19 protein-coding genes and 1 tRNA gene are annotated in these 20,925 nt (G+C 46.3%); 14 read left to right on the forward strand and 6 right to left on the reverse strand.

Annotation, left to right across the window (positions count from 1 at the left end; genetic code table 11):
* The first annotated feature begins 80 nt into the window (after positions 1–80).
* From H5T41_01120 to H5T41_01140, 5 genes are all read left to right on the forward strand, one after another.
* Positions 81–431 (forward strand): hypothetical protein, encoded by a 351-nt coding sequence (locus H5T41_01120; protein ID MBC7107389.1) that lies wholly within the window; start codon positions 81–83, stop codon positions 429–431.
* 42 nt (positions 432–473) lie between these two features.
* Positions 474–968: an RNA-binding protein gene (locus tag H5T41_01125; GenBank protein ID MBC7107390.1), complete on the forward strand. Its 495-nt coding sequence runs from the start codon at positions 474–476 to the stop codon at positions 966–968.
* Between the two features lie 126 nt (positions 969–1,094).
* Positions 1,095–1,403 carry a hypothetical protein gene (locus H5T41_01130; protein MBC7107391.1) on the forward strand — a complete coding sequence of 103 codons (309 nt, stop codon included), beginning with the start codon at positions 1,095–1,097 and terminating at the stop codon, positions 1,401–1,403.
* A gap of 180 nt (positions 1,404–1,583) precedes the next feature.
* Entirely contained in the window at positions 1,584–1,964 is a 381-nt protein-coding gene (gene sepF, locus H5T41_01135; protein ID MBC7107392.1) for a cell division protein SepF, read from the forward strand.
* A 154-nt stretch (positions 1,965–2,118) separates the two neighbouring features.
* A complete protein-coding gene (locus tag H5T41_01140) occupies positions 2,119–3,429 on the forward strand; it encodes an HD domain-containing protein (GenBank protein ID MBC7107393.1) in 1,311 nt (436 codons plus the stop codon).
* A 103-nt stretch (positions 3,430–3,532) separates the two neighbouring features.
* On the opposite strand, the gene H5T41_01145 is transcribed toward H5T41_01140, so the two are convergent.
* Together H5T41_01145 and H5T41_01150 are read right to left on the reverse strand one after the other, a co-directional pair.
* Complete coding sequence (locus H5T41_01145) at positions 3,533–4,075, reverse strand: archaemetzincin family Zn-dependent metalloprotease (GenBank protein MBC7107394.1); 543 nt, start codon at positions 4,073–4,075, stop codon at positions 3,533–3,535.
* A 37-nt stretch (positions 4,076–4,112) separates the two neighbouring features.
* On the reverse strand, positions 4,113–5,567 hold the full coding sequence (locus tag H5T41_01150; GenBank protein MBC7107395.1) for an RtcB family protein: 1,455 nt from the start codon (positions 5,565–5,567) through the stop codon (positions 4,113–4,115).
* 268 nt (positions 5,568–5,835) lie between these two features.
* Between H5T41_01150 and H5T41_01155 the strand changes: the two genes are divergently transcribed.
* Complete coding sequence (locus H5T41_01155) at positions 5,836–7,059, forward strand: DUF835 domain-containing protein (GenBank protein ID MBC7107396.1); 1,224 nt, start codon at positions 5,836–5,838, stop codon at positions 7,057–7,059.
* Here the strand turns inward: H5T41_01155 and H5T41_01160 are convergent.
* Positions 7,041–7,113, reverse strand: a tRNA-His gene (locus H5T41_01160). The genes H5T41_01155 and H5T41_01160 overlap by 19 nt on opposite strands.
* A gap of 401 nt (positions 7,114–7,514) precedes the next feature.
* Here H5T41_01160 and argF point away from each other — a divergent pair.
* Positions 7,515–8,426, forward strand: a complete 912-nt coding sequence (gene argF, locus H5T41_01165; protein ID MBC7107397.1) for an ornithine carbamoyltransferase — start codon at positions 7,515–7,517, stop codon at positions 8,424–8,426.
* On the opposite strand, the gene H5T41_01170 is transcribed toward argF, so the two are convergent.
* On the reverse strand, positions 8,416–9,849 hold the full coding sequence (locus H5T41_01170; protein MBC7107398.1) for a DHH family phosphoesterase: 1,434 nt from the start codon (positions 9,847–9,849) through the stop codon (positions 8,416–8,418). The genes argF and H5T41_01170 overlap by 11 nt on opposite strands.
* A 20-nt stretch (positions 9,850–9,869) precedes the next feature.
* A complete protein-coding gene (locus tag H5T41_01175) occupies positions 9,870–10,661 on the reverse strand; it encodes a ribonuclease H-like domain-containing protein (protein ID MBC7107399.1) in 792 nt (263 codons plus the stop codon).
* Between the two features lie 185 nt (positions 10,662–10,846).
* Here H5T41_01175 and H5T41_01180 point away from each other — a divergent pair, with 185 nt between their 5' ends.
* The 7 genes from H5T41_01180 (at position 10,847) to H5T41_01210 (ending at position 19,913) form a co-directional block, all read left to right on the forward strand.
* Positions 10,847–11,572: a metallophosphoesterase gene (locus H5T41_01180; protein MBC7107400.1), complete on the forward strand. Its 726-nt coding sequence runs from the start codon at positions 10,847–10,849 to the stop codon at positions 11,570–11,572.
* A gap of 388 nt (positions 11,573–11,960) precedes the next feature.
* Entirely contained in the window at positions 11,961–13,049 is a 1,089-nt protein-coding gene (gene amrS / locus H5T41_01185; GenBank protein MBC7107401.1) for an AmmeMemoRadiSam system radical SAM enzyme, read from the forward strand.
* Positions 13,050–13,148: 99 nt separating this feature from the next.
* Positions 13,149–13,793: a corrinoid protein gene (locus H5T41_01190; protein MBC7107402.1), complete on the forward strand. Its 645-nt coding sequence runs from the start codon at positions 13,149–13,151 to the stop codon at positions 13,791–13,793.
* A gap of 108 nt (positions 13,794–13,901) precedes the next feature.
* A complete protein-coding gene (locus tag H5T41_01195; GenBank protein MBC7107403.1) occupies positions 13,902–15,884 on the forward strand; it encodes a hydantoinase/oxoprolinase family protein in 1,983 nt (660 codons plus the stop codon).
* A gap of 174 nt (positions 15,885–16,058) precedes the next feature.
* On the forward strand, positions 16,059–17,066 hold the full coding sequence (locus H5T41_01200) for an MtaA/CmuA family methyltransferase (protein ID MBC7107404.1): 1,008 nt from the start codon (positions 16,059–16,061) through the stop codon (positions 17,064–17,066).
* A gap of 337 nt (positions 17,067–17,403) precedes the next feature.
* Positions 17,404–19,065 carry a methylamine methyltransferase corrinoid protein reductive activase gene (locus H5T41_01205; protein ID MBC7107405.1) on the forward strand — a complete coding sequence of 554 codons (1,662 nt, stop codon included), beginning with the start codon at positions 17,404–17,406 and terminating at the stop codon, positions 19,063–19,065.
* Complete coding sequence (locus H5T41_01210; GenBank protein ID MBC7107406.1) at positions 19,056–19,913, forward strand: MBL fold metallo-hydrolase; 858 nt, start codon at positions 19,056–19,058, stop codon at positions 19,911–19,913. The genes H5T41_01205 and H5T41_01210 overlap by 10 nt, the downstream gene beginning before the upstream one ends.
* Before the next feature lie 121 nt (positions 19,914–20,034).
* Here H5T41_01210 and mtrH read toward each other — a convergent pair whose 3' ends face one another.
* Positions 20,035–20,925 (reverse strand): tetrahydromethanopterin S-methyltransferase subunit H, encoded by an 891-nt coding sequence (gene mtrH / locus H5T41_01215; protein MBC7107407.1) that lies wholly within the window; start codon positions 20,923–20,925, stop codon positions 20,035–20,037.

A 20,925-nucleotide genomic window follows, 5' to 3' on the forward strand; every position in this document is an offset into this window, starting at 1 on the left:
CAGATCGCGTTTCTCGACACGATAAACTAAGCGCAATCATTATATCCTGCACTTGATTTTTTATCGTCGGGCAAGCTCATATGAAAACTAAATCACTGGAAATTGAGTGTCCAATATGCGACGAGAAAGTGAATGTCGATTTGACACGATGTCCGCATTGCGGCGCGGAGCTAAAGAGTTACGAGATCGGCGAACTCGAAGCACTCGCTCATGAGATAATGAAAGGTGAGGTGACAAGCGATAAGACAATTCTAACCCCTGGGTCACCTGCAAAAGAAATAACAACAAGCACAACCGCTTCTGTCGAGCCTAACACTATAAACACAATTCCGAAAGAAGAGGAAAGAAGGACTACTGACTCAACTATTAAAAAATCGGCCAGGAAAGGAAAGAAAGGCTTTTTCGGGATCTTCGGCGGGAAAAAACGCTGATTCGATCAAAGATTTTTTATCGCATCGGGTTAATCGGCGATTATGGCTGATCTGAGAATCAGAAAACGCCATAGGCTCAGAAAAAAGGAAATCGATGCACTTGCCGACGAGATTTTCTCGCGGCTTGGCATCAAGACGTTTACTTCCGAGGACACCGTTGATAGAGCAGAGAGCGGTGATTACGATGTCATTTTCGTAAATGGGGAAATCGAAGCGATTGTTTTCGAGGGAAAGGCATTCCTTACGTTGAAGGGAATGCTCAAGTACAAGCCACAGCGAATGTTCGTCACCGTGGACATGGGGGCCGTCCCTTACATCTCCAACGGTGCAGATGTTATGTGTCCCGGAATCGTAGAAGCTGACTCAAATATCAGAGAAGGAGATCTTGTCTGGGTTAGGGATGTGAGGAACAAGGTGCCGATCGCGATCGGTAAAGCACTAATATCCTCTGAAGAAATGTTGAAAAAGAAGCCAGGTAAAGCCGTTAAGACGATTCATTTTGTTGGAGATAAACTTTGGAAATTTAGTGAAGAATGATAGCTGATTCTCCGAACGCTTTTTCTTTTTGACGATTTATCAATTGATCTGCCTTTTAATATTTCCAAATATTAGGGCGGGCTCAATCGAATTTCAAGATCAGATTTCAAGGGACAAAATAGTAATATGATTCCTTCCAATCGTTGCTTAAAGGAGGGAACACTCATCAACGAGGAAGAGAAAAAGGAGAAAAAAGGAAAGACAAAAGGCAAGAAGAAAGTAGATGAGGCCAAGAAGCTGAAATTTCTTAAATTGACCAAACGAGAAGAAGAGGCGATGAGGAAACCCGAGCTTTACCGTTGCAAAAATTGCGGAGAAGTTTTCAGACGTTCACAAGGAGAGCTCATCAGGGAGAATTCGGAAGGGTACTTCTACTGCTATAAGTGCCTGGAATCGATGAAGGAAAAGAAAGAAGACGTCATCAGAGAGATCTGACATCGGAAGGTTGTCTTCGAGCGACTACTCGAGAGAATAAGAGTTGCAATTATTGACTTTGACTATTACTTTCCTCTACTTTCCTCTGAATTTAGACACGCGAGCTTGATTCGCTGCGCGCCAGCCTGAGCATTGAGAAAAGATTAATAACGAGACAGGCAATTACAAACGAGGGATGCGATGCCGCTGATTAAGAGGCCTTTCGGGAAGAGCAAGGAGGAAGTCGAAACGGTTGAGAGTGACCAGTATATTGATCTAGGTCAGCTCAGTTTCGATGAAGGGAGCCCGCTCTCGGGCAAAGGGATGGTGAAGGTAGCCGAGATTTACAGGTATGAAGATCTCCAGACGATCACTCAGCCTGTATACAATGGCAACATATTAATCATTGATTACTCGGCAATTGCCAACGACTCTTTGACTCTAAAGAGAGTGACCAGTGAACTGAAGGCAGTTGCAAGAGATACGAATGGAGATGTTGCCGCAATCGGTCGGAATTTCCTAGTTGTTGCTCCAAATGGAATTAAAATCGACAGGCAGAAGATCAAGGGCGGGTTCACCTAGGCAATCTCTCCGGCGACTTCTTTCTTCGGCTCGATTAATTCGTTATCAGATTCTATTTTCGTAACGGAGGATTACTCTAAAATAGATCACTCTGAATACAACAATACTATCATCTGTCAATAACGATATATATAGTGTTAGCGATTGCTTTTTGGTGCCAGAATTTAAGGTGGTTCACGATAGCGTTCACGGGAGCGTGCGTTTAGAAGGAGTTTTTCTTGAACTCCTTGAGCGTCCTGAGATGCAGCGTCTCCATGGTATTCATCAGCTCGGCCTTGCGCATCTGGTCTTTCCTGGCGCAAATCATACGCGTCTTGAGCATTCTCTTGGCACTTACTTTATCGCTGAGAAAATGGCGAATGCATTGTCTCTGCCTCACGATGAAAAAAATAGCGTTATGGCAGCAGCACTCCTGCATGACATCGGTCATCCGCCTTATTCTCATACCCTCGAAGTTGTTTTGAATGATCGCATTGGCCTTACACACGTCGACCTCGCGAAGGCGATCATTCTCGGCGAGATTTCGACCCTTCCCACTCGAACTTCGAAGCTATTAGGGATATCCAACACGATCGCGGACTTGCTTGAGAAATCGGGCATCTCCCCGGAAATCGTTGTCGACCTGATCACCTCATCCAGTCCATCGTCGCTCGATCAAAGCCAATTGAATATTGAGGAAGGCCAGACCTTCTTTGGCGGAAAGAATTATTTGAAACAGATGATCCACGGTCCCATCGATGCGGACCAGATGGACTATCTTCTGAGAGATGCCCACTACACTGGTGTGGCTCACGGGACTATCGACCTCGATCGGTTATTGCAGACGATTGGTATCTTTCACGGCGATCTTGTTGTCGATAAGGGCGGGATCGTAGCGGTTGAAGGGTTGCTCGTCGCGAGGGCGCTGATGTACACATCCGTTTATTTTCACAAAACTGTCCGGATCGCTGAGATGATGCTCTGCAAGGCAGCTGAATCTGCATCGGGAAATATCTTCGAGAACATTCAGATTGAAACGGATTGTAGTTTTGCCACGAAATTACTCAAGGCTGGCGCAGAATCAAAAAAAATTATGACGATGCTTCATTATCGTCGTCTCTATAAGAAGGCCTTTTCTGTCAATATTGCCGATCTTGATGACACATCGCTTGCGCCTTTGCTTGAACTGACCGATTATTACAAAAGAAAAGAGGTTGAGTGCAAAATTGCAGAGCGGGCACACATCAAGCAGTCTGAAGTCATCGTAGATGTTCCCGAACGGGAACTTCTTATTTCAGAACCTCGCATTGGTAAGACTGAAGTCCCCATATTGGATGGCAAAAGGGTAAGACCGCTGACACGGCACAGTCCCCTGGCGAAGGCGCTTCAAACAAGGAGTGTTCATTCCTGGGCCGTGATGGTTTCAACACCGGAAAAGTATAAGGAAGCGGTGGAAAAAGCGGCAAAAAAAGTGATTTTTTCATAGTTTCTAATTGCTATGGTTATTTGTAGGGAACATCTTTGGTCATTTTCGAGATTAATATATTACTACCATCCAGCTTCCATATCTCATTTTCTCGATTTGGTATTCACCTTCTATGATGAAGCAAATCGAGACAGCGCTCACAGAACCAGGTGCTCTTAATATCAGTGTCGAATATCGAATTCGAAAAATGCATAACGCATCTATCGTTAGGGCAGTGTCCTAAGCCGATCACATGGCCGATTTCATGTATTGCTTCTTTTTCTGCCCGATCGTAGTAGATTTTTCTGTCGTGATGTCCCAACCTTGCCGTTGAAATGATGCAATATTTCCCACCAACCTCGGCTCGACCAAAGACAAAGTTGAGGCTTTCCGCGTAAAGATCAAGAGAGGTCACGGCTATCACGATGTCGCCAGGGATATCCTTTAAAGAGTGGAGAACCAGCAAACTGTTGTATTGTTTTCTAATTGGATTAAACGCGGCTGTCGGAACTGGTCGCTCGTCCAAAACAATAATGCGATCGAACCTTTTCCTCAGCCGCTCTGCGATTTCGACGATCGCATCCTCGTCGACTTGGCCGACTGGCACGATTGTAATCGTCATCTCAATCCCAGATCGGAAACGCGGGAGAAAATCGAATTTCTGCATGACTATTTAAATCTCGAATCGCAAGACATCCTTTGAATCATCCTTTCATGACGCCAATCGGTAACAGTCTTGCAACCTTCTTTGAAAGGCCGGCCCCTTCAACGACAGAGACGACGTGATCAACATCCTTGTAAGCACCTGGAGCCTCTTCAATAATCCCGTCTTTTGTGCTCGATTTCAGGTAAATACCACGACGTTCGAGCTCTGCGCAAACCTCATTCGCTTTGTATCTTCTGATCGCTGCCTCTCTTGACATCATCCGCCCAGCACCGTGGCAGGTCGAGCCAAACGCCTCCTTCATCGTTCTTTCCGTTCCGACGAGCACGTAACTGCCAGACCCCATGTCTCCCGGGATAATGACTGGTTGTCCAACACTTCTATATTTCATCGGGACTTCAGCCATGCCCTTTGGAAATGCCCTCGTCGCCCCCTTTCTGTGTACGCAAACTTTTATTCTCTTACCGTCAACTTCGTGCTCCTCAATCTTCGCGATGTTATGTGCAACGTCATACACACAATGCATTTCCAAATCCTCGGCGCTGCGCTTGAAAACTTCTTCAAAAGATTGTCTGACCCAGTGCAGAATCATCTGCCTGTTTGCCCACGCATAGTTCGCGCCGCACGCCATTGCCTTGAAGTAATCTTGTCCGTCCTTCGAATTCAGCGGTGCACATGCCAGCTGCCGATCAGGAATCTCGATTTTTCTCTCTCGGATCGACTTTTCCATGACTTTTAGGTAATCGGTTGCTATCTGATGGCCACAACCGCGCGACCCGCAATGAATCGTGACGGTAATTTGCCCCTCTCTTTCAAGTCCAAATGTTCTTGCAGCAACAGGATCAAAGATCTTTTCCACAACATCGATCTCCAGAAAATGGTTTCCAGATCCAAGCGAGCCAACCTGTGGGATGCCTCTATCCTTCGCCTTTCTGCTGACGGTGTCCGCATCCGCATCTTTCATTCGGCCCCCTTCTTCCGTGACTTCGAGGTCTTCGTGCCACCCGTAACCCTTTCTGATCGCCCATTCAGCCCCGAGTTCGAGAATGTCATCGAGCTCATTCGCTGCAACGCTGGTGACTCCTTCAGAGCCTACACCTGCTGGCACGTTCTTGAAAAGAACGGCAATGAGTTCCTTGATCTTTGGCTTGACATCATCGATATTGAGATTTGTCCTCACGAGACGCACACCACAGTTGATATCGAAGCCTATACCACCCGGAGAGATAATCCCGTTTTCAGCATCAAATGCAGCGACACCGCCGATCGGAAATCCATAGCCCCAGTGGATATCGGGCATTGCAAGAGATTTTCCAACAATTCCCGGTAAGCACGCTACATTGGCTGCTTGCTCAGGAGCATTGTCTGCCTTCACGGCATCAAGCATTTTGCTATCAATATACAAAATGCTGCTCGTTTTCATGCATTTCTTGTAACTCTGAGGAATTTCATATCGAAATTCGTCGAGCTTGATTAGAGGACCGTTCCATACCATCGCTCCGCACCTCGGGCGTCTATACACGCCTCGCTTTATTAAATCTTTCAGATTCTTTAAACTTGAATTTTTTTGAGTAAATGTAAATCATTTACTAAATTATTCATCAGCCAGATACCAAAATGGAGCATTATCATCAAAATTTCAGTCACCCAGAATTCTCTAATCGAAATTCTACCAATTTTCTTTTTTTATTTACCGTTCAATTTTCAAACCATTACACGAGATCGGAAAGGATTTAACCGATAGAATCGCATGAAGAATTGAAATGCTTGAAGGCGATCTCATTTACTCGCTGATCTCTCCACTTACAGGCATTATCGCATTCATCTTGGGCCTTTATGTAGCATTCAAGAATCCATTCCTTCAAGCGTCAAGGATTTTCACTTCGATCATGTCACTTTTCTTGATCGCAGGATTTCTGGACTTTACATTCATGAACATTTCTAGTGAAGAAGGGGCGAGGGCAATTGTCAGAATCATTTTCTTCGTTATCGTACTTATTTACGGTGGTTTTCTCTACCTCTCTTATTTCTTACCATCCGAAAGGGAATCAATTTGGGTTTCCAAACATAAAGTCGGATTTCTGATTATATTGTTGATAGCGGCTTCAATCCCCGCGCTTCTTGTTGATGAATTGATGATGACGAGTGTGGGCTGGAGCGTTCCGGATTCCCCAGCAATCTACGCGCTCGAGATCATTCTTGCGAGTTATGCGCTCGCAACTCTTCTCGTGCTTGTGAGGGCATATTGGATGACTAATATCAGGAATACCAGAATTCAGTGTATTCTCATGGGCATGGGCATCATTTCGCCTTTGCTCTGGGCACTGATCCTTTCAATTATTGAATTTCTCCATGTTCAGAGTATTTCCCTTCTTTCACCAGGATTTCTCATCGCTGCTCTCTTATTCATGTTCGCTGTTATCAAGCAAAAGTTGTTCATCGTGATGCCAGTGGAGGAAAGGGGCTCGATCGCAAAAAAGGGACAGACGGAGCCAGGAGGCACGATTCCGCGTCTATATCCGGGGCAATGTCTTCTCATTGAGAGCAAAGACCGAGAAATCGCGTATTCCATTTTTCTTGGTCAGATTGTGAAAGGCTGCAAGGGGTTCCTTATTACCCGAACGTATCCCGATGTGATCAAGGGGAAGTACGGTATCGTCGATACGCCGATCATTTGGCTGGCAAATCAGCCAGGTCCAGACAGAGTCGACCCGACGAATCTTTCAATCATGCAACATCTCATTGGTGAGTTCCTCAGAAGAGGCGAGGATGCGATCGTGATGATTGATGGGATTGAGTACATCATTTCGAATAATCCGATCGACAGAGTGTTGAAATCGCTCTTTGCAATTAAAGATGATGTGATTATAATGAAGTCAATTTTAATTGTACCTCTGGATCCTGACGTGCTTGAAGAGCGCCATCTCTCAATTCTTGAAAAAGAATTTGAACGGATGAGGATGGAAGGGGCCGGGACCGAGATTTGAACTCGGGTCTAGGGATCCACAGTCCCACAGGATACCAGACTACCCCATCCCGGCCACGCGGCGAAAGTGAAGATTTATCCTTAGATAAATGTTTTTCTCGTCGATCGGGCCTGCTGATATTGAAATTGTAAGAGAAAAACCAAAGGAAGATTCGGAAAAATCATTCGATATGAATTCCATTTTACGTCAACGATCGATGCGTGAACAATCATTGTAATCGCCTGCTATTTTTTCAACTCACATAAACCCCTTCAGATCAAATTTCATGCGAATTTCAATTGGAAACTTCAATTGAAAAAGCGCTGCAGTTGACTCCTACGGCCAACGGTTTGCTAAACGTAGCATCTCTATCAAATGTACGGCCAGTTCTTCCTCCTATAAACATCGGTCAAAGGAATTGTCTGGAAATATTCACAACAGTTAAATCTAATAGCTCAATTCAATGAGCGAGAAGCATGAAGCGCGATGTTATTTCAGTCCGTGACCTCGAGTTTGACATGGATGAAATCCTGAGCATGGCTCTTGATCTCAAAAGCGGTAGAGTGAAAAAAGAAGGCGCCCTTAAGGGAAAAACTCTCGCGATGATTTTTGAGAAACCCAGCACGAGGACAAGGGTCTCCTTCGAAGTTGGAATGGCCCAACTCGGCGGGCATGCTCTTTATTTGAGTCCAAGAGACCTTCAAATAGGCAGAGGCGAAACGATTGCCGACACTGCCAAAGTGCTCAGCAGATACGTTGACGCCATCGTGTACCGTGCTTTTAGCCATGAGATGATGCTCGAACTTGCAAAAAATGCGACGGTCCCTGTGATTAACGGACTTGACGACCTCGAACATCCGTGCCAGATCGTGGCAGATCTTCTTACGGTGAAAGAGAAAAAGGGAAAACTGAAGGGGATTAAGATGGCGTACGTTGGCGATGGAAACAATGTGTGCAATTCCCTCCTCCTTGGCGCCGCGATCGTAGGAATGGATTTTGTCGCTGCTTGCCCCGATGGTTACAAACCAAACGACAAAATCGTCGCGGATGCGATATCGATCGCGAAGAGAAACAAATGCCTGTCAAAGGTCATCAGCGATCCTCATGATGCTGTTAAAGACGCCGATGTTGTCTATACTGACGTCTGGACTTCGATGGGGCAGGAAAAGGAGGCAGAGGAACGTGAAAAGGTCTTCGCGCCTTATCAGGTCAATTCGAAACTTCTCGCAAATGCGAAGGACGACTGCATCGTGATGCATTGTCTGCCAGCGCACAGAGGGCATGAGATTACCGACGAGGTGATCGACGGCGAACAGAGTGTGGTGTTTGACCAGGCTGAAAACAGACTTCACGCTCAACAGGCAATCCTTCTGAGGGTCATTCGTTGAATCTCGTTGACAACTGTTCTTCAATAATCCTTTCAATTTCTTCGATGAACTGCATTTCTTTTCCTGAGTCGATTGTAGCACCAGCTGCAATGTTATGTCCTCCTCCAATCCCGCCAACTCTTTCCGACGCTCGTTTGACCGCTTCCGCAAGATCAAGGCCTTTTCTCACAAGTTCTCTTGTGGCTCGAGCCGAAACCTTCACCTTATTTTCTTCAGAATAAGCAAAAGCGACAATTGGAATGTCCATAGAAACTTCTCCTGAGCCAAGAACCATTCCTGCAACGATGCCAACGATGCTATCGAGTATTTCGTCCCTGCCGTGGAAGTACTGAACAATCCTTCCCTTCGTCACTCCCACCTCTTTGACAAGGGCGATCGCATCTGCCAGATTTCCTCGATGGTTCTGAAGCAGACGCATGCCGATTTGGAGTGCCGCGTCCCTATCGCCTTTGCATATTTTCATTCCAATATGTCCTTCGCCATATCTTCCGCACGCGTTCAGTAATGTTGAAAATTCTTTCGCGTCGTGAAGCGCGGTTTTCGGTCTCTCATCTTCGAGAATGTAGACATCGCCGATCAGTCTTTTAACGGCCCAGTGGCCACTTCCCGAATCGAGTAGATGGTGGCAGAGGGCTGAGGCGATTTTCCTTTTTTCCTCAAATAGCAGGTCGACCCAGGAACGCCACACTTCTCCCTCAACAAGAGGGATATTAAGTCGTGCGAGGAATCTCTCGCACGATGCCGCATCGTTCGTCAGCTGCGGGAGAATCGGATCGGTTGAATACTGCAACATCTTGCTGACAGGTCTTGTTTCTCTACCGAAGATACGGATGTCCCTGATCGATGTCATCTTTTTTTGCTTCTCGGCCTCTTCGAGAATCTGTCTATTAATTCCCATAAGCCTACATTCCGCAGAATCCTGGAGGTCTCCGACCGCTCCGATAATCGCGAGAGGTGCCAAGTCTTTGTTTTTTTCCGCTATCTCCCGTGCGACCATGTATGTTGTTCCTGCGCCACTTATATGCAGCGAGCCGTCGATACCGAAAAGATGGGGATTGAGATGCTTTTGAAGAAAACTCAGAAGGTTGACCCTTCCTCTTGTCGTTCTTTGTCCTGTGCCTGGTTCGGGAAGATGGTGATCGGTCACGCATGTGCAGGGATGCGAGATTTTGGAATATACACCGCTTCCCATGTCAACGAGCCACACCACGTCAGCTGGGTCTCCATTGATCCGCGCGATCTCTGTCTCATCTAGTCTTTTGACGAAACGCACTGAGTGTTCGATCCCTTCCCTTTCGAGTGCGGTCGAAGCAATCGATGCACCGCAGATGCCATCGGCATCGATGTGGGCAATAATGGAGACTCTAGCCGCGCCGAGCAGGATCTCTGCGAGATCCTTTGCCGCATTCGTGAATCCTTCGATATCCATTGTTTTTGACGGCGTCATGGGTTCAACCCGTCCATTCGGTCGCGCAGGCCAATACAGTGTGTAAGCTTGTCTTCGAGATGCTGATAGGCATATTTTGCGATAGCTACGAGATTTCTGGTGTCCTCCTCATTGTATCTTTTGAGAAGCTCAAGGGCGTTTCGGCTTCCTTTCCTTTCCCATAGTCTCCACAAATAGGCCGCATGTTCACCAGTGAGAAATTCTACAAGTCTATCCCTCTTGATCCCAATGAGATGCTCAGCATTCTTCAACCCCCCGGTCATGCCTATACGCCTGCATGCATGGCGAAGATCAAAGTGGGGAACATTAGGGATGGAAAAGGGAAAATGGCGTTGCAGGATCGGTAAATCAAAGCTGCTACCGTTGAACGATACAAGCATCTTACAGCCCGAGAGAAATTCACGAAGGCTCTTTTCGTTGAGGTCATAGCCTCTGATGAACACTCGTGTCTTTCCATTTCGATGAACTCCGACCATCGTGATCCTGCAATTCTGATGAAGTCCATCAGTTTCGATATCAATATATGCTGCTTCTTTTTCAAAATAAGAATAAAGTCGCCAGTGTTCAACTGGAGGCAATGTACCGACAAAATACTGGGAGTGACCTGCCTCAAGAAAATTCTGCGCTGTCTGAAGGATCCTATCACATTTTTCTTTTCGACGTCCAGAGAATCCAGTTATCGACCTTGCCTTGATGAAACTATCCCAGTCGCAAATTCCTCTTTTCCACAGTGCCGCCTCTGTAGCTCTTCCGACTGAGGGCAGGATGATAAAGGAACGTCGAATCATTTCTTGGCTTATAAAGACTGATATCTCTTGAAAAGTTTTTGTAGGGATTGGCGAAAGTGCCTTTCTGTGGCAGTATTCTGAGCTACGATTGGACCTGGGATTGGAGACAAACACTAGATCAGAAGCCTAGCTGAGAAAAGAAGATAAATATCCCAAATTAAGGTGTTGTTTTGGTCGGTTATAGAATGGAAGTTTACGAAATCATGCCGGGAATTCTGATCGCTAATGATCTTTGCGTTGTTGATGAATCGGAAGGGTTAGTGGCGATTGCGGACCTTCATATCGGCATGGAATCAGCATTGGAAAAGGAGGGCATTCTCATTCCAAGGATGCAGACGGCGACGATGAGGGACTCGCTTATTAGGATTATTGATAAGTATGCTCCTGAGCAGATCCTCGTTGTTGGTGACATAAAACATGAATTCAGCAAGAATCTCGAGCAAGAATGGAACGAGGTTCGATCGATGCTTTCGTTACTGCGCGAGCATTCAAATGTCATTCTCATTAAAGGGAATCATGACAATTATCTCAAGACGATTGCATCGAAAATGGGAATCGAGGTTCTTGACAGTTTTTCGACGAAAGGAATAACTTTTGCGCACGGTCACATAGATATCGATCGGAGACCGTTGATCATCGGGCATGAGCACCCTTCTGTGAAGCTTCTCGATAGAGTAGGAGCGGCGATCAAGTTGCCGTGTTTTGTCTTTCTTAAAAAGGAAAAAGTCATCGTCCTGCCCGCATTCAGCCCACTTGCAATCGGGGTCGATATCGCGAGAGCAGGGCCATCTGAATGTCTTTCACCAATCCTCCAAAAAGCAGATCTCGCCAAGGCGGAAGTCTTTGCGTGCAGTGAGGTCGGTCTCCTCAAACTCGGGAAAATTGAGGGGATCAGATCTCTATCTGAGTGATCGTTTCACGGTCAGAATTTTGTCAGATCTAGGAATCATCGTATCAAATCGATATTGGTGGGTTAATCACCCATCCAGTTGATTAAAAAATCCTTTTTGTTTATTGCAAGAATACGAAATTGCTTTAGCAGTATTGACCTTGCGCAGAAATGGGTACTAAATTTAGGTTTAAATCTTTGAACGGATATTAGTATCCATAGATTCCATTGAGGTCATAGATTCCATTGAGGTGCCACTAAGGCGCTTGGAGTGAAAATTAAAAGAGGTCGTTAACCGTGCCCGAATGTATTGTCTGTGGATTTCCCCTGCAGAAAAATCAAATCAAGTGCCCGGTTTGTGGGGCATCCCAATACGAAGAGGATGACTACTAACTTTAGCAGGAAGAATTATGCAAGATCCTGTTGCGAGATACTGGTCCGTGGAAGGTGAAGGGGTCAGATGTCTCCTCTGCCCTCGTCGGTGTTACATCAGTGAGGGTAAGAGCGGGTACTGTTTAGTGAGGATCAATGAAGGGGGAATTCTTCGATCTGCGAATTATGGAAAAGTTTGTGCATCGGTCGTCGATCCTATCGAGAAAAAACCTATTTTCCATTATAAACCAGGCGCCAAGCTCTATTCACTCGGGACATTTGGATGTAACATGGATTGTGCAAATTGTCAAAATTTTTCCATTGCAAGATCTTCTGGCGTTGATGTCGAATTTCGCTCGACAAATAGCGATGTGATCGTAGGAGAAGCTCTTAATAAAGGGGTCGATGCGATTGCATGGACCTTCAATGAACCGATCGTATGGTACGAATTTGTTCTCGACGTATCGAAAGAAGCGAAACGTCGTGGTCTCTTTTCGATCATCAACACCAATGGTTTTATTGAAAGAGAACCTCGCAATGAACTGTTTAAGTACATTCAGGTTGCAAACATCGATGTGAAGGGATTCACCGACGAGTTCTACCGCACAAATTGTCATGCGCGGCTTTCGGATGTGCTTGAAACATGTATCGATGCAAAGCGCGCTGGTGTTCATGTCGAATTGACCTTCTTACTTATCCCGGGGATGAACGATCGTGCAGATGAGATCGAACGATTCTCGAATTGGGTCGTTGATGAACTGGGCTCGGAAACTCCTGTGCACTTTTTCAGATTTCAACCTTCATACAAACTTTCACATCTTCCGGCACAAAGCATAGAAAAACTCAGGGAAGCATATGAAATTGCGAAAAAATGCGGAATCAAGTATCCGTACCTTGCGGGAGTTATCGGCGACGAACATCAGAATACATATTGTCATCGATGTGGCGCGCTTGTTGTTGAAAGAAAAAGCGAAGCGGTTAGCGAAAAGATATGCTTAAAGAAAGGCGAATTGAGCCGTTTCTGTCCGACCTTTTCACCTGTAAAAATCTATCTTCATGATGGCAAATGTCCTTCGTGTGGAGAGAGCATCCCCATTGTTCTTGCTGACCAAATCACCAATTGTTAATATGTGGATCGTGTTGGATGGTGTATCCATCCATAAAAGGGTTTATAATAGAGCACCCCAATCCAAAAAACACATCCCAAATTGTGGAGGGAGCGCTGAATGAGTAATGAAATTCTCGACAAGCTAGCTGAAGTCGTTGTAAAGGGAAAAATCAAAGAAGCAAAACCGCTGGCGGAACAGGCACTCAACGCGGGAATTCTACCACAAACGATTATCTTCGATGGTTTGAGCAAGGGAATGGCTGTTGTTGGTGAGAAATACGAGAAGAAGGAATACTTCTTGCCTCAGGTCCTTTTGTCCGCCCAAACAATGTACGCCGCGCTCGATGTTGTCCTTCCTAAACTCAAAGTTGAGGCCGCAAGCGCGAGCGGTAAGATTGTCATCGGCGTTGTGGAAGGGGATGTCCATGATATCGGAAAGAACATCGTTAAAGCGATGCTTACCGGTGCTGGCATGACGGTGTTCGACATGGGCAGAGATGTGCCACTCAAGAAGTACATTGAAAAGGTTCAGGCTGAGAAGGCCGATATCTTGGCGACATCCACCCTTATGACTCCGACCCTAGCAGGAATGAGAGAGCTCGAAAGAATGCTCAAAGAGGCAGGGTTGAAGGGCCCCGTCAAGACAATGATCGGCGGCGGTGCGACTTCAAAGGAGTTTGCAGCTCAAATCGGTGCCGATGCGTGGGGATACGATGCGATCGAAGCTGTGAAGATCGCAGAAGAACTTCTTAAGAAGAAATAAATCAGTTTTCGAGGGCTTTGCCCTCAAGTAATTTTTTTATATTATTAGCTAAGTTGAACATCTCTTCATGCGGATATCTCTTCATACTAATCTAATAGCGTGGTTTGAATGTCAGTCGCTAACTTACAAGTGGTTTCTGATATGTGCAGGCTTGGTCTTGGGATCGATACTGGTGGTACATTCACAGATGGCGTTGTGGTCGATTTAACCACTCACAAGGTTCTCGCAAAGGCGAAGTCACCAACGACATATCATGATCTTTCGATTGGTATAAGAAACGCCGTCGCAGAAGTACTTAGGATTGGTAATTTTCGACACGATGACATTAGACTCGTCGGCATTTCGACAACAATTGCTACGAACTCAGTACTTCAGGGACGCGGAGGTCGCGTGGGTCTGATAGGGATTGGCTGGAAACCTCAAGACAACTGGGAACTTGGTTGTGACATTGCTAGATTTGTAAAGGGTGGTCACGATTCGGTGGGAAATCAGAATGAACCGCTTGATGAAGAGGCGCTTGAATCGGCAATCACAGAAATGCTGCATCAGGTCGATGCGATCGTCGTTTCGAGCATTTTCAGCATATGCAATCCAGCGCATGAAATTCGGGCAAAAGAGATGATCCAGAAGCACACAGACATCCCAGTTGTTTTGAGTCATGTGCTGACTGGGGATCTCGGAATCTATGAAAGGACGGTTACGGCACTTCTCAATGCAAAATTAATTCCCATCATGAAACAATTCATGTCCTCAGTCGAAAAATCCCTAAAAGACCTTGGTCTTGCGGCGCGGATCATGGTTTTTAAGGGCGACGGAGGCTTGATGTCCCTTGAAATGGCGCAAGAGCGACCAATCGAGACAATTCTATCTGGCCCTGCGGCAAGTCTCATGGGTGGAAAAGTTTTGGGTCATGTCGAAGATTGCATCGTTGTCGACATCGGAGGGACTTCAACGGACATCGCTTTCATGGAGCGTGGATTTCCTAAATTGACTCAAGAAGGCGCCGTTGTCGGAGGTTGGAGAACGCGTGTCAAAGCGATTGACATATGGACATGCGGTCTTGGTGGCGATTCGATCATCTGGCTCGATGAAGATGGTGAAATCTGTATTGGACCGGAGCGGGTCATTCCTCTTGCAATTGCTGCTCTTTCAAGCAACACATTCAAAGAGCGCATGAAGAAATACTCCGATACAGGATTTTATGTTTCGACCTCTCTTGACTTTTCTGGTCTGAAAGAAAATGAAATGAAAATTCTTCGATTCTTGAATGAGGCTGGGCCTTCAACGCTTTTCGAAATCATGGACGGCGTTCCTGAAGTTGTTTTGACGAGAGATGTTCTCAACAGTCTCAAACTTAGAGGTCGTGTCCTCCAGACGGGAATAACACCAACGGATATCATGCATGTCGCTGGACTTTATCGGGTAGGGGATGTTGAAGCATCCGAGATCGGTATCAATTTCATCGCAGAAAAATCAAATCTCCCGCCAGATCAATTTATTGCGAAAGCGCTCGAGCGTATGGCCACACGTGTTGGGGAAGAGATCATTCGTAAGATCATCTTTGATGAAATTGGCACGTCGACAGGTCCAAAGGCGCTAACCTGTGTACTCCAGGCATGTACCGGTGAGAAGCGTTTCAGGAATCTTGATTTGAAAGCGGCCCTTGATCGGCCTATCGTCGCAATCGGCGCTCCCGCCAAAATTTTTGCGGAACCGCTTGCTAAGAGGATGGATGTGAAGGTCATCGTTCCTGAACATCACGACGTGGGGAACGCGGTAGGCGCCGTATGCAGCCGCGTTACTGAGTCCATTACAGTGCATGTTTATCCAAAGGATTGCAAGTTCCTTGTCTTTGCTCCGGGGACAACTCCGATCGATTACATGCATGTCGAGGAAGCAGTCGCTGCCGCGAAATCATATGCTGGACATTTTGTCAGGGATCGTGTTGAATCGGTCGGCGTCGAGGGTGAAATACAAGTCAAGTTCGATGTCATTGAACGTCGCTTTTGCGACGGATATGGCAAAGAAATGAAATTCATCAACTGGATTGACGTAAAAGCGACAGCAATGGGCGTCCCCAAGCTCAAATGATTTGTTTATTGAGCAGTGGGGAAATTTACGTGCCAAATCGTCGATTTATGGAACAATGTTGCATCTATAGATCACAAAATGCATAATAAAACAATAATCTGCGAAACATTGAAGTAGATCGGTCTCGATAAGTTAAAAAGCAGGTTATTGATGATTCCATAGGAGGGAAATTTTGTGGATAACGGAATGAAACCACGGGATCGAGTGCTTGCAGCTCTCAACCGGAAGCCGCTAGACAGACCTCCAGTTGTCTGTTTCACGCAGAGTGCGACTGTGGATCAGATGGATGCTGTCGGTGTTTACTGGCCTGATGCACACACTGACCCGGAAAAAATGGCGACACTCGCTATGGCAGCGAACAAGGTTTTTGGGCTTGAATCGGCTCGCCTGCCCTTCTGTCTGACAGTTGAAGCCGAAATTATGGGAGCTCAGGTCGACCTGGGAAAGGTGGACCGGACGCCGATGGTTAAGCAACACCCATATGAAGCTTCCAGTGAGGTTGAGATTCCAAAAGATTTTGCGAGCCGCGGACGTGCGAAAGTGGTTATCGAAGCGACAAAGATTCTGAAGAAGAAGACCGAAGGTAAATTGCCAGTCGTTGTTGGGACGACAGGACCATTTACGATCGCCGGACATCTCGTTGGGACTGAGAACATTCTGTTGTGGATCATCACGGATCCTGACTCGGTTCACAAGTTCCTCAAGATTGCAGCCGAAATTGAACACCAATATGTCAAGGCGATCGCAGCTGCGGGCGCGGATGTCATCGTGATGAGCGATCCATCAGCGTCAACCGATATGCTCTCAGGCGAGATGTTCGATGAGTTCGCCGCACCATATATCAAACAAGCATTCTCGGGTATTGAGGCAAAGAGAGTTCTCCACATCTGCGGTGACACGACAATACTATTGGAACACATGATGGCAACCGGCGTTGACGGCTTAAGCATCGAAGAGAAAGTCGTTCCGGAGAAGGCGGTCGAAATTGTGAATAACAAGGTAGCACTCATTGGAAATGTCGGCGTCGTGAAGCCGTTGCTGCAGGGAACACCCGATGACGTTATGAGGGACGCTAAGAGAGTGGCGAAGGCAGGATTCCATCTTGTCGCCCCAGGTTGCGGTCTTGCTGCGCGGGTTCCGAAGGACAACATTCAGGCTCTGGTCAAAGCGGTAAAAGGTTAGAGCTGAAAGATGGGAATCGCCGATTCCCTTTTATTTTTTTATTGAAAATTCCAAATTTATCTTTTCTTTGGTTCGCGGAATACCCCGATGATACGGCTCGCAAGAATGAGGTGAGATTGTTTTCCAAGTAATAAAGCCAGATAAACAAACTGTCAGAGATTTCAATGATTCTTCAGATGATCCGACAGCATGTCTTTTCTTTCAGTTGAAAAATACTGATCGTATTTTTTCCACAATCGTAAATATGTAAAGCAAATTTTTTATTTATTTCGTTTAGCCAGTATTTCAAAATGTGCAGATTTAAATAGAGAAATCATAATTACCGATGGTACTTCCTATGGCCTACGGCATAGCTCTTGATTTAGGAACTAGCGGTTACAGAACACATTTAGTGGATCTATCGAATAAAGGAAAGATCATATCGACAGCGATCACGATGCGACATCCTTTGCCGGGTGCCAATATTATGGATCACCTTCATTTTTGGATTGAAAATGGCGCTGAAGTGGGGCATAAGATCATTCTTGAGACGGTCGATAAACTCATAGCACTTCATGGCGTTGATTGCAAAGAGATCAAAAGAATCGCTGTCTGCGGCAATCCGGCCCAGCTTTCGATGTTTGAGGGCATTGAGATTCGTGATCTCGCATACGCTGGCGAATCGATTCTTAAGCGTTTCAACGTCACGAGACCTAACAGAAGAGGACATACGACAACAGCTGGTGCGATTGGACTGACGGTCGTAGGGCCGGAGACTGAGGTTGCCATTCCGCCAGCAATCAGGCACGAGGTTGGCGCGGATGCCCTTGCAATGATTATTAAGTCAAAGATGCTAGAGAAGAAAGAGACATGTATGGTCACAGACTATGGAACAAACGCTGAAATGGGTCTCTACCACGACGGTGAACTGTACAGTGGAAGTGCAGCCGCTGGTCCCGCGATGGAGGGACAGCATATTTCCCATGGAATGCTTGCAGCACCCTATGCGATATCTGATTTGAATGTCGAGAGCGATGGGTACTGGGCCAATTTTGTTCTCGACGAGCGTCTGGGCCCGCGAAGGGCTTCATTGATCAACCCTTCAACTGGTGATTTGAAGAAACTTGATAACATAAAAGCAAGGGGAATTACAGGCACAGGCGTCGTTGCGGCGGTCGCTCTCGGTCTTGAAACGGGTTTGATCAAATTGCCTGGTATTGCGACAAAGGACAGAATTCTTCATTTCCAGGATGGGGTCACTTTCAACGAGAAGGACCTCCATGAGGCTGGAAAGGCGATGGGGGCGATTCGCGCAGGGCATAAGACGCTAATTGAGGAGGTCGGAATCAAGGATGACGAGATTAAGACGATGTATTTAGCTGGCGCATCTGGTACTTACGTCGATCCGATCAAGGCACAGACATGTGGTCTCGTTCCACGTGTCGTCGAAAAAACGGTTCAGGTCGGGAACACTTCATTGATGATGGCCTATGATCTTTTGGTCGATCCATCGGTAATGGATATGATGCAGTCCGTCGCTGATTCGATCGCCTCTAAACATATCATGTTTGCGACGTCAAAAATTTTCGAGGATATCTACATCAATGAAGTAGCCTACTGGCTCGAGGGCATGCCGATGGAATATTACAACAAAATGCTGAAACTTGCAGGTTTATCTCCTCTACCCGATATTGAGAGACCGAAAGAAACGCTGAGAATTGTTGATAGAGATATTCCGGAAGTGGGATCGAAGGGATTGAAGACTCTTGAGCACGTCGGTGTTTTCCTCATCGGATCATTTGAAGGCTGCACAGGTTGCAAGAGGTGCGAGATGGAATGTCCCGAGCAAGCGCTTAAAGTCGAGAAAATCGGACGGAAGGAATACAAGATCAGAATCGCAACGGAGTATTGTCTGGGGACAGCATGCAAGAACTGTGAGCAGGTTTGTCCAAATAGCACCTTCAGATTTAATGAATTAAAGATTGTGAAGAGGGAGGAGTTGAACGGTAAGTGCGCTTGATTTCTATTGTTGACAACACATCGGCACCTCCCTACTCACCCTCGGGACTAGTAAAGAGATTAGACTCACCAGCAACACATTTTCTTTCGGAACATGGCTTCTCGATGCTCGTAGAAACGGACAAAGGACATCGCGTCCTTGTCGATACTGGCGCGTCGGAAGAGGTGCTCCTTCATAACCTTTCACTCCTTGGATTGAGTGTGGACAAGATCGATGCCGTTTTCATCACGCACGGGCATTACGATCATGTCGGAGGTCTCGCTCCGCTCGCAAAGGCAGGCGTTCCCATATTTATGCACCCGAGGACTACGACACGTCCCCGTTTTGCGGTCAACAATGACAGGATGGTTGATCTTTCAATTCCTGAAAAGGTCGCTCGAAGCCTTGCATCGTCGAACCTCAAGCTCATATCGACGATGACTGAGATCGTAGAAGGGGTGAAAGCATCTGGAGAAATCTCTCGTCTTTTCCCATTCGAAGCATTGGGCAACTATATGATTGAAGAGGGAGGAAATCTCATTGTTGATAATTTCACCGATGAGCAGGCCCTTTACATCAGTTCAAAAAAAGGGCTGATCATCGTCGTCGGTTGCGGGCACGCTGGTATCGTCAATATCGTTCACCAGGCCAAGAAATCGACAGGATCGAAGATCTTTATGATTGCTGGAGGATTTCACCTGTACTGTGGTGATACCGATAGGTTGCTCAAGACGATGGATCATTTGAAGAATTTGGGTGTTGAAAGAGTCGTTCCGATGCACTGCACGGGATTTGAGGCGATGAAGCTCATTTCTGACAGATTCACCGGTTTCGAGCTGATGTCGGTCGGCAGTGAAATCGTCATTTAGGAACACGATTTAGTCAAAAATGCATCGCATTTTTATTGTGCTGGCTGAAAGATAATGATTGAAACGGAATACCTGACCTTATAAGGAAATTTACTAATTAAAAGACGCTATCACAGCTTTCTCAAATATCCGAGATCGCTTGTCTCACGAGTTCATCCGCCAACGCGGCAATCGGAAAGACCGATCGGGCATATTCGATCGGACCGTACATCACAAAGTCCGCACTGGCCATAATCGGTAGTGCCGCCGATGCGATGTCAACCTGCCTGTAAATCCGCGCATCTTTTTCTTTTAATCTCGCGAGCATTGACCAAGATTCAACGGCGTTGTGAAGTGCGCAACCCGTGGGAATTCCCCACTTGGCTTTCGAGACGATCATTGCCCTTAGAGCAGAGCCCGCGTTTTGATCCATCGACATGACCGCAACATCGATGAGCGGCTTTTCAATGCCATAACGGCGTGCGATTTCTATTAGTCCTTCTTCCAACATGCCACCGCCGTTTTCCAAAAGGTAAATCTTGCCCTTAACACCGAAGTCGCGCGGATTGAATGCGAGAAGCACCGCCGCTTTCACACCTATCTGGTTTAACATTTCAAATTCTTGTTTTGAAGTTCCGACACTGAGAGTATTGTAGACTAGCTTTTCAACAAGACCCATTTCAACAGCCCTTTTCGCGCCAGCCAATTTGACCTCAGGACTTGGTGAGTCGACAAAAAGTGGCAATTCGGATAGATCGGAAACAATGTTGAGATATGAAACGATTGCTTCAGTCGTTTCGGCATAGATCATTAGCGCCGCCGGTGTTTCTGTCTCGTCGATCGCAGTTTCCACGTTGTTAATTAATTCCTCTAGACGGACGGTATCGACTCTACCATGCGTGCGATCCTCAACGATGCTGTGACTGGGATAAAATAGAGAACCAATCAATACAGTCCTTCTTTTTCCAGGCTGGCCACCAAATGAGACACTACCGATTTCAAAAACATGTTGGGTATTCTGAAATCTGAACAA

The organism is Methanomassiliicoccales archaeon (assembly GCA_014361295.1).
In the GTDB taxonomy this organism is placed as follows: domain Archaea; phylum Thermoplasmatota; class Thermoplasmata; order Methanomassiliicoccales; family JACIVX01; genus JACIVX01.

What these genes read in the sequence shown, in the direction of transcription:
- H5T41_01120 (MBC7107389.1), top strand. Translation starts at nt 81, where the DNA reads ATGAAAACTAAATCACTGGAAATTGAGTGTCCAATATGCGACGAGAAA.
- H5T41_01125 (MBC7107390.1), top strand. Translation starts at nt 474, where the DNA reads ATGGCTGATCTGAGAATCAGAAAACGCCATAGGCTCAGAAAAAAGGAA.
- H5T41_01130 (MBC7107391.1), top strand. Translation starts at nt 1,095, where the DNA reads ATGATTCCTTCCAATCGTTGCTTAAAGGAGGGAACACTCATCAACGAG.
- sepF (MBC7107392.1), top strand. Translation starts at nt 1,584, where the DNA reads ATGCCGCTGATTAAGAGGCCTTTCGGGAAGAGCAAGGAGGAAGTCGAA.
- H5T41_01145 (MBC7107394.1), bottom strand. Translation starts at nt 4,075, where the DNA reads ATGCAGAAATTCGATTTTCTCCCGCGTTTCCGATCTGGGATTGAGATG.
- H5T41_01150 (MBC7107395.1), bottom strand. Translation starts at nt 5,567, where the DNA reads ATGGTATGGAACGGTCCTCTAATCAAGCTCGACGAATTTCGATATGAA.
- H5T41_01155 (MBC7107396.1), top strand. Translation starts at nt 5,836, where the DNA reads ATGCTTGAAGGCGATCTCATTTACTCGCTGATCTCTCCACTTACAGGC.
- argF (MBC7107397.1), top strand. Translation starts at nt 7,515, where the DNA reads ATGAAGCGCGATGTTATTTCAGTCCGTGACCTCGAGTTTGACATGGAT.
- H5T41_01175 (MBC7107399.1), bottom strand. Translation starts at nt 10,661, where the DNA reads ATGATTCGACGTTCCTTTATCATCCTGCCCTCAGTCGGAAGAGCTACA.
- H5T41_01180 (MBC7107400.1), top strand. Translation starts at nt 10,847, where the DNA reads ATGGAAGTTTACGAAATCATGCCGGGAATTCTGATCGCTAATGATCTT.
- amrS (MBC7107401.1), top strand. Translation starts at nt 11,961, where the DNA reads ATGCAAGATCCTGTTGCGAGATACTGGTCCGTGGAAGGTGAAGGGGTC.
- H5T41_01190 (MBC7107402.1), top strand. Translation starts at nt 13,149, where the DNA reads ATGAGTAATGAAATTCTCGACAAGCTAGCTGAAGTCGTTGTAAAGGGA.
- H5T41_01195 (MBC7107403.1), top strand. Translation starts at nt 13,902, where the DNA reads ATGTCAGTCGCTAACTTACAAGTGGTTTCTGATATGTGCAGGCTTGGT.
- H5T41_01205 (MBC7107405.1), top strand. Translation starts at nt 17,404, where the DNA reads ATGGCCTACGGCATAGCTCTTGATTTAGGAACTAGCGGTTACAGAACA.